Source organism: Pseudomonas nitroreducens (assembly GCF_014204515.1).
Classification (GTDB): Bacteria; Pseudomonadota; Gammaproteobacteria; order Pseudomonadales; family Pseudomonadaceae; genus Pseudomonas; species Pseudomonas nitritireducens_A.
In genome coordinates, this window is sequence record NZ_JACHLI010000016.1 from 95,352 (window position 1) to 107,836 (window position 12,485).

10 protein-coding genes are annotated in these 12,485 nt (G+C 62.7%); 9 read left to right on the plus strand and 1 reads right to left on the minus strand.

Translation table 11 applies throughout. The features are described from left to right. Nucleotides 1-67: 67 nt before the first annotated feature. Entirely contained in the window at nucleotides 68-1,561 is a 1,494-nt protein-coding gene (locus HNP46_RS19560) for an aldehyde dehydrogenase (RefSeq protein ID WP_184592183.1), read from the minus strand. 294 nt (nucleotides 1,562-1,855) lie between these two features. On the opposite strand from HNP46_RS19560, the gene HNP46_RS19565 reads away from it, so the two are divergent. The 9 genes from HNP46_RS19565 (at nucleotide 1,856) to HNP46_RS19605 (ending at nucleotide 12,483) form a co-directional block, all read left to right on the plus strand. Continuing rightward, nucleotides 1,856-2,602 (plus strand): FadR/GntR family transcriptional regulator, encoded by a 747-nt coding sequence (locus HNP46_RS19565; RefSeq protein ID WP_260403213.1) that lies wholly within the window; start codon nucleotides 1,856-1,858, stop codon nucleotides 2,600-2,602. A 91-nt stretch (nucleotides 2,603-2,693) separates the two neighbouring features. Then, a complete protein-coding gene (locus HNP46_RS19570) occupies nucleotides 2,694-3,488 on the plus strand; it encodes a cache domain-containing protein (protein ID WP_260403214.1) in 795 nt (264 codons plus the stop codon). Nucleotides 3,489-3,549: 61 nt separating this feature from the next. Next, nucleotides 3,550-4,221 carry a YceH family protein gene (locus HNP46_RS19575; RefSeq protein ID WP_184592185.1) on the plus strand — a complete coding sequence of 224 codons (672 nt, stop codon included), beginning with the start codon at nucleotides 3,550-3,552 and terminating at the stop codon, nucleotides 4,219-4,221. 113 nt (nucleotides 4,222-4,334) lie between these two features. Continuing rightward, entirely contained in the window at nucleotides 4,335-4,634 is a 300-nt protein-coding gene (locus HNP46_RS19580; protein WP_184592187.1) for a hypothetical protein, read from the plus strand. 544 nt (nucleotides 4,635-5,178) lie between these two features. Then, nucleotides 5,179-6,333 (plus strand): non-hydrolyzing UDP-N-acetylglucosamine 2-epimerase, encoded by a 1,155-nt coding sequence (wecB, locus tag HNP46_RS19585; RefSeq protein WP_184592189.1) that lies wholly within the window; start codon nucleotides 5,179-5,181, stop codon nucleotides 6,331-6,333. After that, nucleotides 6,330-7,592 (plus strand): UDP-N-acetyl-D-mannosamine dehydrogenase, encoded by a 1,263-nt coding sequence (gene wecC / locus HNP46_RS19590; protein ID WP_184592191.1) that lies wholly within the window; start codon nucleotides 6,330-6,332, stop codon nucleotides 7,590-7,592. The genes wecB and wecC overlap by 4 nt, the downstream gene beginning before the upstream one ends. Before the next feature lie 189 nt (nucleotides 7,593-7,781). Continuing rightward, nucleotides 7,782-9,011: a glycosyltransferase family 4 protein gene (locus tag HNP46_RS19595; protein WP_260403215.1), complete on the plus strand. Its 1,230-nt coding sequence runs from the start codon at nucleotides 7,782-7,784 to the stop codon at nucleotides 9,009-9,011. After that, on the plus strand, nucleotides 9,008-10,192 hold the full coding sequence (locus HNP46_RS19600; protein WP_184592195.1) for a glycosyltransferase family 4 protein: 1,185 nt from the start codon (nucleotides 9,008-9,010) through the stop codon (nucleotides 10,190-10,192). The genes HNP46_RS19595 and HNP46_RS19600 overlap by 4 nt, the downstream gene beginning before the upstream one ends. 200 nt (nucleotides 10,193-10,392) lie before the next feature. Then, a complete protein-coding gene (locus HNP46_RS19605) occupies nucleotides 10,393-12,483 on the plus strand; it encodes a CgeB family protein (protein WP_184592197.1) in 2,091 nt (696 codons plus the stop codon). The last annotated feature ends 2 nt before the right edge of the window (nucleotides 12,484-12,485 follow it).

Here is a 12,485-nt window from a genome sequence, read left to right on the forward strand (position 1 = left end):
TATTGTTCGGCGCGCGGTGGCGGCCGCGCGCCGTCTTGCTCCAAACCTCTCGTATTGCCGGATCGCGTTACAGCTTGATCCAGGTCGCCTTCAGCTCCGTGTACTTGTCGAAGGCGTGCAGCGACTTGTCGCGACCGTTGCCCGACTGCTTGAAGCCGCCGAAGGGCGCGGTCATGTCGCCGCCGTCGTACATGTTCACCCACACGCTGCCGGCGCGCAGGGCGCGGGCGGTGAGGTGGGCTTTGGAGATGTCGCGGGTCCAGACCGCCGCCGCCAGCCCGTACTGGGTGTCGTTGGCGATGCGGATCGCTTCCTCGGCGTCTTCGAACTCGATGACCGAGAGCACCGGACCGAAGATTTCCTCGCGGGCGATCTTCATCGCGTTGCTCACGCCGTCGAACAGGGTCGGCTCGACGTAGGTGCCGCCGGTTTCTTCCAGCACACGTTTGCCGCCGGTGAGGATCTTCGCGCCTTCGTCCTGGCCGGCCTGGATGTAGCCCAGCACCTGCTCAAGCTGACGGCCGTCGACCAGCGCGCCGACGTTGGTTTCCGGGTCCAGCGGGTGGCCGGCCTTCCAGCCCTTGAGGGCTTCGACCACCAGCGGCAGGAACTTCGCCTTGATCGACTTCTGCACCAGCAGGCGCGAGCCGGCAGTGCACACTTCGCCCTGGTTGAAGGCGATGGCCGCGGCGGCGGCTTCGGCAGCGGCCTGCAGGTCCGGGGCATCCTCGAAGACGATGTTCGGGCTCTTGCCGCCGGCTTCCAGCCAGACGCGCTTCATGTTCGATTCGCCGGCGTAGACCATCAGCTGCTTGGCGATCTTGGTGGAGCCGGTGAACACCGCGGTGTCGACATCCATGTGCAGCGCCAGGGCCTTGCCGACGGTGTGGCCGTAGCCCGGCAGCACGTTCAGTACGCCAGCGGGAATGCCGGCATCGATGGCCAGCTGGGCGACGCGGATGGCGGTCAGCGGCGAGCGCTCGGACGGCTTGAGGATCACCGAGTTGCCGGTGGCCAGCGCCGGGCCGAGTTTCCAGGCGGCCATCATCAGCGGGAAGTTCCACGGCACGATGGCGGCGACCACGCCCACCGGCTCGCGGGTAACCAGGCCGAGTTGGTCGTGGGAAGTGGCGGCCACCTCGTCGTAGACCTTGTCGATGGCCTCGCCACTCCAGCGCAGCGAGTCGGCGGCGCCCGGCAGGTCGACGTTCAGCGAATCGCCTATGGGTTTGCCCATGTCCAGGGTTTCCAGCAGCGCCAGCTCTTCGGCGTGCTCTTCCAGCAGGGCGGCGAAGCGGATCATCACGGCCTTGCGGGTCGCCGGGGCTTCCCGCGACCAGACACCGGAAGTGAAGGTGGCGCGGGCGCTCTGCACGGCGCGTTCGGCGTCGGCTTCACCGCAGCTGGCGACCTTGGCCAGCAGGCGGCCGTCCACCGGGCTGATGCAATCGAAGGTTTCTCCGGAGGCGGCGGCAAGGTATTCACCCTGGATGAAGGCGCGGCCTTCGATCTTCAGGGCCTTGGCGCGGGCTTCCCATTCGGCGCGGGTTGGCTGGCTCATGCGTATCGCTCCTCGTTCTTGCTGTTGTTGGCGGAGACGGCCTGCGGACCGTCGCTGGCAAATACATTTGAAACCATATCTTATGTTTTTGCGGTTGCCAATACAGGTCGAAAAATGAGCGTTCTGATGGGCTTTCAGTGGCGAAAGACCTTGCTGAAAGTCCGGAAAGCGATTTAAAAATATGGAGACATAGTTTTAGCGATGCCCAAGCCAGGCTTGCCGGTAGACTCGCTTTCAACACCCGCACAGGAAGATTTCGCGCAGGAAGCGTCAGCGCCCCTCGCATGGCTGCCTATGAACGAATTCAGGAAAGTCCGCCCCGCCAGTTTCATGCGCCTGCGCCAGGAAGGGCGCACCGAGGAGGTCGCGCGTCGGCTGGTGGAAATGGTCGACCTCGGCCTCTACGCCGAAGGCGAGCAACTGCCCAGCGAAAGCGAGCTGGCGATGCAGTTCGGTGTTGCCACCGTGACCCTGCGCGATGCCCTGGCAGAGCTGCGTGAACGCGGGGTGATCGAGACCCGGCGCGGGCGCAATGGCGGCAGTTTCGTCTGCTCGCCGCAGCACACCTCTGAGGACGCCCTGCTGGGGCAGTTGCGCCAGATGAGTGCACTGGAGCTGCGCGACCTGGGGGACGAGCATGTCGCCATCGCCGGAGCTGCCGCGCGGCTCGCGGCACAGCGCTCCACCTCCGACGAACAGGCACGCATCGCCCAGTACCTCGATGCGCTGGCGAACGCCAGCACCCGGCAGGAACAACGCCGCGCCGACGCGCGCTTCCATATCGAGATCGCCGTTGCCGCTCAATCCGTTCGCCTGACCCACGCGGAGACGCGCCTGCAGGCGGAAATCGGCGAGTGGCTGTGGCTGCCGGTGGAAGGCTTCCCGGGAGCGACGGCTATCGAGCAGGAGCACCGCGCCATCCTCGAAGCGATCAGGGCCGGCGACTCGAACCTGGCCGGTGCTCTGGCGGAGGCCCATGTCACCCGCGGCATCAAGCGGCTGATCAACCTGCGCCTGAGCCTGCTGGCCGACGACGGCTGACTGGCACAGCGCTTGCTGCTTTCCCTGCGCGGCCGGACGGGCGCACAGACTGACTTACCGAACCTACTTTGCGAGCCTGTCTGGCTCGCCCTTGAGCAAGAACAACGACAAGAACAGCGAGGCCCCGGTCATGTCCAGCGAGCAACCCACGGATGAACTCCAGCGCTGTGCCCAGCGCATCGACGCTTCCATCCGTAACGTTTTCCAGCGTCTCGACGAGCTGGCCGGTGAAGTCGAGGGGATCTGGCGCGTGTTGGCGGAGGAGGGCAAGCGCCCGTCCTCGAAGGACCTCGGCGCACTGCGTCCGCGCATCCAGCACGACCTCACCGATGATGGTACGCGCCTGCACGGTACCGGCGTGGTGATCGAGCCGGGCGAGCTGGCCGACCAGGAGATGTACCTGGAGTGGTGGTACCACGGCCGCGGCGACAAGGTCGTGCCCATGAGCCTGAACTTCAACCGGCGCAGCGAGAGCTTCTACAACTACCTCAACATGCCGTGGTTCTCCCGCCCGCGTGCCAGCGGGCAGCCCTCGGTGGTCGGGCCCTTCGTCGACCTTTACGGTACCGACCTGTATATCCTCGCCTTCTCCGTGCCGATCCAGGTGGACGGCCGCTTCATCGGCGTGGCCGCCGCCGACATTGCCCTGCACGAGTTCGAAGGCGTGCTGCTGGGCAGCCTGATGCAGATGGGCCACGAGGCCCTGGTGGTCAACGGCGAAGGTCGCGTGGTGGCCGCCAACACCGCCAACTGGTTCACCGGCGACCTCGCCCGGCGCCTATTGGGACGAGACGGGCAGGGGCGCGAGCAGGAGCTGGCGGCGTCCTTCTCGCACTGGGCGGTCATCGAGCGACCGCAGGCGCGTCGGTTGTCCGGTGCTGCCTGAAGCTGCCAAACGCCGCACAATTGGCTAGGCTAGGGCGGTTAATCCATTGACGGACAACGCCATGAGCCAGTCGCTCGACACTCTCTCCGACTTCGAAGCCCTGAGCGCGGTGGATACCCGCGTGCTCGGCTGCCTGATCGAAAAGCAGCTCACCACTCCCGAAGCCTACCCGCTGACCCTCAACGCCCTGGTCACCGCGTGCAACCAGAAGACCAGTCGCGAACCGGTGATGAACCTCACCCCCGGCCAGGTCGGCCAATCCCTGCGCCATCTCGAAGGCCGCGAGATGACCCGCCTGGTCATGGGCAGCCGCGCCGACCGCTGGGAGCAGCGCCTGGACAAGGCGCTGGAGCTGGTCAAGCCGCAGGTCATTCTGCTCGGCCTGCTGTTCCTGCGCGGCCCGCAGACCCTCAACGAACTGCTCACCCGCAGCCAGCGCATGCACGACTTCGACGACACCGAAGAAGTCCGCCATCAGCTCGAGCGCCTCGCCAGCCGTGGCATGGCCGCGCAGCTGGAGCGCCAGTCCGGCCAGCGCGAAGACCGCTACATGCACCTGCTGGGCACCGAGGAAGATCGCGAGGCAGCGATTGCCTCCAGCGGCAGCCGCGCCTCCAGCGAGCGCAGCGACGGTGGTGGTCATGACGAAGGGCGACTGGTCGAACTGGAAGCCCGCATCGCGGCGCTGGAAGAGCGTCTTGCCCTGTTGGAACTCGGCGTATCGCGGGACTGAACAAGCAGATTCCTCTGATAGGCTGATCCCGATCAGTCTGTCAGAGTGCTAATCCAGCGTTAATATTTGCGCCCGATAGTCATGCATGCCCCCGCTTTACCTCGGAGCACCCCATGAGTCGCAAACCCTCCCAGGCCCAGCTGGCTGCCGTGCTCAGCCAGCTTACGGAAACCGACTTCAAGTCCATCGCCGACCTCACCGGCCCGCGCGAAGCGAACCTGTTCGCCATCCGCGAACTGTTCCGCCAGGGGCTGATCAAGGGTGTGCTGATCGACGATCCGTTTGGCGCCGAGGACGAGGATGGGCCGCTGCTGTGCAATGCAGAGCGGCTGAGGTTGCGCAGGCCATGCGTGGAAGTCGTCGAACAAGCCACTGAGATGCTGACAGACCAGCGGGGCCTGTTGACGCTCTGAGCAGGCAGATCCATTCCCGAACGCCAGCTTCAGCGGTCCGGGCCCCGCGTGGCCCGGTGCGCTAGGAATCCCTCCATCCCGACGAGTGGCGACATTGCGTCGCGCCTTCTCCGAATCCTGGCTTCGCTCTCTTTTCGTGAAAAAGCCGTGAAATAGCAGGGCATTAGCCTCTGTTTATTCCATTTCTCGCGTATTTTGGCGTGGGATAGATAGGTTTTTAATGAAAGCTTAATCTTTGATATCATCCCGATATCGGACGTATCCCTTGTTCGTGAAACCTTTTTCGGACTGATCGCATTCCTATTAGGTTTCATTTAATGCAGGGTGCATTCGGGATAGGGACATTATCTAGATATTCGCTTGAGCGATGCTCGGCGATCGCAAGGGACTGCGGTGACACTACGTTCCCCTGCACCTTTAGCAAGTCCTTCGGGCTCCAGTGAGCCTGCTTCCCTGCCCTCCGCGTCCTAATCGCTCATTCGTCGTGCCTTTGTCGGCACCTGGCGATGGCACCGTTTTATCGTTTCGCAGCAGTAGAGGCACCATGCAGCTCAAGACCCTCAGCATTTTTGGTACGCGTCCCGAAGCCATCAAGATGGCACCGCTTGCCCTGGCCCTGGCGGCAGACCCGCGCTTCGACTCCCGGGTCTGCGTGACCGGCCAGCACCGCCAGATGCTGGATCAGGTGCTGGAGCTGTTTGAACTGGTCCCCGACTACGACCTTGCGATCATGAAGGCCGGGCAGGACCTCACCGACGTCACCACCGCGATCCTGAAAGGGCTCAAGCCGATCCTGGCCGAGTTCAAACCGGACGTGGTACTGGTGCACGGCGATACTGCGACCACTTTCGCCACCAGCCTGGCCGCCTACTACCAGCAGATTCCGGTGGCGCACGTCGAGGCCGGCTTGCGCACCAACAACCTGTACTCGCCCTGGCCGGAAGAGGGCAATCGTCGCCTGACCGGTGCTCTCGCGGCGCTGCACTTCGCGCCCACCGACAACTCCCGCGACAACCTGCTGCGCGAAGGTGCTGCTCCTGCCACCATCCACGTCACCGGCAATACCGTGATCGATGCCCTGCTGGATGTCGTGCGCAAACTCGATGGTGGTGACGCTGCCCTGCAGGCGCGCTTCCAGGAACAGTTCGCCTTCCTCCCCGAAGGCCGCCGCATCGTCCTGGTCACCGGCCATCGCCGGGAGAACTTCGGTGGCGGCTTTGAGCGTATCTGCATGGCACTGGCCGAGGTCGCCAAGGCCTTCCCGGATGTCGACGTGGTCTACCCGGTGCATCTGAATCCCAATGTGCGCGAGCCGGTGAACCGCCTCCTGCAGGGGATCAACAACGTCCACCTGATCGAGCCGCTGGACTACCTGCCGTTCGTTTACCTGATGAGCCGCGCCTACCTGATCCTGACCGACTCCGGCGGCATCCAGGAGGAGGCGCCGTCCCTGGGCAAGCCGGTCCTGGTGATGCGCGATACCACCGAGCGTCCCGAGGCCGTGGCCGCCGGCACCGTCAAGCTGGTGGGTACCGAGGTGGAGAGCATCACCCGCCATCTCCAGCAGTTGCTCACCGATGCAGGCGCCTACCGCGCCATGAGTTTTGCCCACAACCCCTATGGTGACGGCCAGGCGTGCGCTCGGATTCTCGAGGCGCTGGCAGGCCTGTGTAACGACAAGTCGAAGGAAGCAGTATGAGCTTTGCAAGGATCTCGGTAGTTGGTCTGGGCTACATCGGTCTGCCCACCGCGGCGGTTTTCGCTGCCCGCAAGAAGCAGGTGATCGGTGTCGACGTCAACCAGCACGCCGTCGATACCATCAATCGCGGCGAAATCCACATCATCGAGCCGGATCTCGACATGGTGGTGCACGCGGCGGTGACCGAAGGCTACCTGCGCGCGACCACCGTTCCCGAGCCGGCCGACGCTTTCCTGATCGCCGTGCCGACCCCCTTCAAGGGCGACCACGAGCCGGACCTGGCCTACATCGAGTCGGCCAGCAAATCCATCGCTGCGGTCCTCAAGAGCGGTGACCTGGTCATCCTCGAATCGACTTCCCCGGTTGGTGCCACCGAACAGATGGCAGCCTGGCTGGCCGAAGCCCGTCCGGACCTGAGCTTCCCGGCGACCCATGGTGAAGATTCCGACATCCGCATCGCCCACTGCCCTGAGCGCGTCCTGCCCGGCCACGTGCTGCGCGAGCTGGTGGAGAACGACCGGATCATCGGCGGCCTGACGGCCAAGTGCTCCGCTGCGGCGGCGCGCCTGTACAAGACCTTCGTCGAGGGCGAGTGCATCATCACCGACGCGCGCACCGCGGAGATGTGCAAGCTAACCGAGAACAGCTTCCGCGACGTGAACATCGCCTTTGCCAACGAGCTGTCGATCATCTGCGACAAGCTGGGCATCGATGTCTGGGAACTGATTCGCCTGGCCAACCATCACCCGCGGGTCGGCATTCTCCAGCCTGGTCCAGGAGTGGGTGGGCACTGCATTGCCGTGGATCCCTGGTTCATCGTCAGCAAGACGCCCGAGCAGGCGCGTCTGATCCGTACTGCCCGGGAAGTGAATGATGGCAAACCCGAGTGGGTGATCAACAAGGTCAAGGTGGCGCTGGCCGACTTCCTCATCAAGAACCCCGGCAAGTCCGCGAGCCAGGTGAAGGTCGCCTGCTACGGGCTGGCTTTCAAACCGGACATCGACGACCTGCGCGAGAGCCCTGCACTGGGCATCGCAGAGCGTCTGGGCAACGAGCTGGAATGCCCCCTGCAACTGGTCGAGCCGAATATCGAGAGCCTGCCGAGGCGGCTTGCACACCATGAGCATGTCGATTTCGCCTTTGCTCAGGACAGCGCTGATATTCATGTATTGCTGGTCAAGCATCGGGAGTTCCGCGAGTCGTTCAGCGTCCGTGACGGTGCCATTGTCATCGATGCGGCGGGCGTCACCCGGGGCTGAAGACTGGCAAGTTTATGAGCCGTTCCCAGATCATCCCTTCGGCCTCGTTGCAGCTGACCCGGATTTGCTCCGGGTTCAGTGTCTGCGCAAACGCAGGTGGCATGTCCGGAGCTTACCGTCCAGTCCAGCGAGGGGCGGCGCTCCAGCGTAATGGCACCTCCTCGGGGCAGTCCCATGCGTAGGGTTGCCATGATCGTCTGGAACGAATTCCGCAATGATGCGCGGGTCCTCAAGGAGGCGCAGACGCTCCAGGGAGCCGGCTATCAGGTGCAGGTCTTCGCGCTCCATACGCCAGGGATTACTTGTCAGCGGGAGACCTTGAGTGACGGTATCCGCGTGCTGCGGGTGCCGCGCAGTCCTTTCTGGACATGGCGGAAGGTTTCAGAGGGCGCGCCGCACCGCGCGTCGGGCATGGCTGGGCAGGGACAACTCCAGGTCTCTGCGCTCAAGCTGAGCTTGCGCGTCGTCGCGCGCATCTGGACCCACATGCAGCTGTTGCTGCAGATGATTCGCTACCAGCCGGACGTCGTTCACGGCCACGATGTGAACACGCTCCCCACCGCGTGGCTGGCGGCGTGGTTCAGCCGCGCCCACCTGATCTATGACGCCCATGAAATCAGTACGAGCCGGGAAGGCTACAACAGCTTCCGCCAGGTCGTTGGCTGGATCGAAAAGCGACTGGCTCCCAGGGCTGACGGGATGATCACCACGACCCAGGCGCGAGCGAAGTTCTTTGCTCGTGCCTATGGCGTACCGCGGCCACTGGTACTGCAGAACAGGCCACGCTTCAGCGAGTGGCAGCCAAGCGGCAGAATTCGCAGGGAGCTCGGGTTCGATCAGCCATGGCCGATCGTGGTCTACCAGGGAGGGCTGCAGCAGGGGCGCGGGCTGCACAAACTCGTCAAGGCTGCGGGCTCCGTGCCGAACACCTACTTCGTCCTGATCGGCGGCGGGCGCCTGACGCGATCGCTTGGCGAGCTGGCCGACTCTCTGGGCATCAATGATCGCGTGCGGTTCATCCCGACGGTGGCGCTGGCAGATCTGCCCGAGTACACAGCGTCGGCAGACATCGGCGTTCAGCCGATCGACAACACCTGTCTGAATCACTTCACGACCGACTCGAACAAACTCTTCGAGTACCTGATCGGTGGGTTGCCGGTCATTGCCACCAACCTGCCGGAAATCCGCTCCATCGTCCGCCAGTACCAGGTCGGGCTGCTTGTTCCTGATCTGTCCCTGGATGCGCTGGTTGAGGCATTGAGAAAACTCTCGGCCGATCTGCCTTACCGCGCCGAGCTGGCACGCAACGCCAAAGAGGCCGCGAAGGTGCTCAACTGGGAGGCGCAGGAGAGCCTGCTGGTATCACTGTATGGCGGCCTGTTCGCTGCGATGGACGTGAAAGTGAGCAGCGATTCATGACCCTTCGCATTCTGGTCCTGAGCTTCTACTACGCTCCAGATCTGTCGGCGGGCTCTTTCCGTGCTGAAGCCTTGGTGAAATCGCTGCAGAGCGAGCTGGAGGGCAGGGCGCATATCGATGTCGTCACAACCCGGCCCAATCGCTACCACAGCTATCGCGAGAATGCGCCGAGGTTCGAGCAGAACGGCCCGGTGAGCATTCATCGAGTCGGCCTGCCGTTGCATCGCAGCGGTATGTTCGACCAGGTGGCTGCTTTCACGACCTTTGCCCGAGGGGCGCTGAAGATCGTCAAACATCAACAGTACGATCTGGTTCTGGCGACCTCCTCGCGCCTGATGACGGCGGTGCTGGGAGCGGTGATCGCGCGCAGAAAAGCACGCCGACTCTACCTCGACATCCGCGACATCTTTGTCGACACGCTGCCCGAACTCTTTCCCTGGCACCTCGGGGCACTGGCCGCCTGGGTCTTCTCGCCGGTCGAACGCTGGACCATCCGCCAGGCGAGCCGGGTGAACCTCATTTCACCCGGCTTCCTGCCTTACTTTTCACGGCGTTACCCGGAGCTGACTTTCGCGCAATACACCAATGGTGTGGATGAGCTGTTCCTGAAGTCCCGCTCGCCCCAGCAGGAAGGTACGCAGGCGACGCAAGGGCGTTTGAAGGTTGTCTACGCGGGCAATCTGGGGCTTGGTCAGGGCCTGCACATCATCCTTCCGAGCCTGGCAAAGCGCCTGGAAGACCGCGTCGAGTTTCATCTGGTCGGGGCAGGCGGGGCGGCGGACAAATTGATCCGCGCGCTGGATCAGCATGATGTGACCAACGTCCGGATCAGCCCGCCGATGAAGCGTGAACAGTTGATCGGCACGTACCAGGATGCCGACGTTCTCTTCCTGCACCTCAACAATTTGAAAGCGTTCCGCAAGGTCCTGCCTTCCAAGCTGTTCGAGTATGCGGCAACCAACAAACCCATCTGGGCGGGGCTTTCGGGCTATCCGAGGCGTTTTACCCGGCAACGCATCAAGAATGCGGCCATTTTCTCTCCCTGCGATATCGAGGGCGCCGTAGAAGCGCTGGATCGCCTGGAGCTCCAGTTGACCTGTCGGCGTGAATTCGTGGAGCAGTACTCGCGGTCGTTTATCAAGCAGCGGATGGCAAAAGACATCTCGAAGGTTATGCACTGACTTGAGCTGCTGTTTGCGCAGGTTGCGATGCGATGGCGGCGACTCTCAACGACATGGAAACAGAAACAGAAGAAACACGGATGAGGTCATGAAAGTCACGATCTAGAGTGCCGGTAGGGACACAGGGTGCGGCGGCCCACAGGCGGCGAAACCATAACGCAGAGTGCAGTTGATTTTTTTGAGTTTGCAGGGGCAGGGAAATGAAAACGTGGGGGCGCCGCTGGGCGCGCAAAGTCGCCCAACAGCTGGGCATCTATGAATCACTGGTCTTGAAAAAGAAGCTGGCCGTTCGCCGGACGTTGCAGAGCAGTGAGCCCCTGCCCGTTGTCGAGATCGTGAAGAGCACGCGTGTGACACTGTCGTCCGCCCCGCAGTGGAACGAAGCCTCGGTCAAGCCGGGCGACACGGTCTCCATCAGGGTTGCGGTGACTTATGAAAATACCAGCGAGGTCAGCAAGAAGGCGCTCCTACTTATCAAGCTGACCGATCTGGACGGCAATGAAGTGGCCGAAGCCAGCGGACGCCTGGCGCGTTCCGAAAAGCTGAAGTCGTCCTATAAGTACCTGGCCTCCACCTTGGGCAAAGTGGTGACGGTATACGAATTCAAGGTTCCAGAAGGCGGAGTCGGGCTGCAGGTCGGCTTCTGCGCTTTCAACACCCAGCCGGGCGAAGCGGTGCATATCGACCAGGTCGAAATTCTGTCCCGCAAAAAGGCCAAGGACGTGGTCCAGTTCGTCGCACCATCAGCTGAAGTGGCGGCTATCAGCATTCTGGGGTGGCCGGAGTACCCCGAGAACGACAAGCCCTACGTGATCGGCGTGATGGACGAATTCACCACCGGTTGTTTTGAGCAGGAAGTCAACCTGATCCAGCCACGCCCGGACAATTGGTACGCCTTGGCGGAGAAGTACAAGCCGGCGATGTTCTTCATCGAGAGCGCCTGGAAAGGAAACCAGGGAAGCTGGCAATACCGCGTCGGCGAGTATTCCAACAAGCCGGGTCAGGAAATTGCCTTCATGTCGCAGTACGCGCGGGACAAGGGCATTCCGATGGTCTTCTGGAACAAGGAAGATCCAGTGCATCATGACAAGTTCATGTGCAGTGCCAAGCTGGCCGACCATATCTTCACCACCGATGAAAATATGCGCGGGTCCTATCGGCGCAGGACCGGCAACTCCAACGTACATGCGCTGCCTTTTGCCGCCCAGCCCAAGCTGCACCAGCCGGCTCCGCTTGAAGGCCGCTTGGCGCGCTCCTGCTTTGCGGGCAGCTGGTACGGTGATCGTCACGCCAATCGCGGTCGCGCCATGCGCTGGCTGCTGCAGGCTGCCAACCGGCATGGCCTGGATATCTACGATCGTAACCATGGTACGGGGCTGTTCCCGTTCCCCGAGGAGTACCAGGCGGGGATCAAAGGAAGCCTGCCGTACAAGCGGCTTTGCGCCGAATACAGCCGCTACCGGGTGTTTCTCAACGTCAACTCGGTGACCGACTCGCCCACCATGTTCTCTCGTCGTGTATTCGAGCTGATGGCTTGTGGCACTCCCGTGGTGAGCACCTACGCCAAGGGTATCGAGGACCTGTTCGAAAGCGACGCGGTGTGGATGGTCAGCAGCGAACAGGAGGCCGAGGAAGCCATCCATACGCTGCTTACCGACGACCGCGAATGGCGTCGTCGCAGCTTGCTCGGAATTCGCGAGGTGTTCTCCCGCCACACCTATGCCCATCGGATCAACAGCGTGTTCGGCCATGTCGGGCTGCCGCCTGTCACCACTATTGACCCGAACATCCTGCTCATCGCCAGGGTGTCCAGCGAGGCCGAACTCTACAGCGTCACCAAGCTGTGCGAACAGCAGGTCTATCAGAACTACACCATTGCCATCGAGTGCCATGGTGCGGCCGACCTCTTTGATCTGCCGGTGCCTGCGGAAGTGGTTCTGGTACAGCCGGGCTATTTCGCTTCGGCGGAATTCGAGTCCAGAGCCGTGACCTACGATGCCTCGGGCTGGCTGAGTCCTCATGCCGGCTACGGCCGCCATTACCTGCGTGACCTGGCCAATGCGATGCGCTACCAGCCGCAAGCCAGTGGCTGGGCAAAGGCCCTGGTGAAGGATGCTTTCCAGTTCGGCCAGAACGCGCAGATGGACGGCGCACTGTGGCAGATGCAGGAGTTTCTGCAGCATGGGCGATTTGCTGCACCAGAGGGGGCGATTTCCTCCCCGCGGCTTTATTGTGCTGACAGCAAAGAGTACTTCAGAGCGAGCTTCACCCAAAGCGTCGCGGGGCTTTAATG

Excerpts from the sequence above, each read along its gene's own strand:
- HNP46_RS19560 (WP_184592183.1), bottom strand. The coding sequence starts at position 1,561 with ATGAGCCAGCCAACCCGCGCCGAATGGGAAGCCCGCGCCAAGGCCCTG.
- HNP46_RS19565 (WP_260403213.1), top strand. The coding sequence starts at position 1,856 with ATGAACGAATTCAGGAAAGTCCGCCCCGCCAGTTTCATGCGCCTGCGC.
- HNP46_RS19575 (WP_184592185.1), top strand. The coding sequence starts at position 3,550 with ATGAGCCAGTCGCTCGACACTCTCTCCGACTTCGAAGCCCTGAGCGCG.
- HNP46_RS19580 (WP_184592187.1), top strand. The coding sequence starts at position 4,335 with ATGAGTCGCAAACCCTCCCAGGCCCAGCTGGCTGCCGTGCTCAGCCAG.
- wecB (WP_184592189.1), top strand. The coding sequence starts at position 5,179 with ATGCAGCTCAAGACCCTCAGCATTTTTGGTACGCGTCCCGAAGCCATC.
- wecC (WP_184592191.1), top strand. The coding sequence starts at position 6,330 with ATGAGCTTTGCAAGGATCTCGGTAGTTGGTCTGGGCTACATCGGTCTG.
- HNP46_RS19595 (WP_260403215.1), top strand. The coding sequence starts at position 7,782 with ATGATCGTCTGGAACGAATTCCGCAATGATGCGCGGGTCCTCAAGGAG.
- HNP46_RS19600 (WP_184592195.1), top strand. The coding sequence starts at position 9,008 with ATGACCCTTCGCATTCTGGTCCTGAGCTTCTACTACGCTCCAGATCTG.
- HNP46_RS19605 (WP_184592197.1), top strand. The coding sequence starts at position 10,393 with ATGAAAACGTGGGGGCGCCGCTGGGCGCGCAAAGTCGCCCAACAGCTG.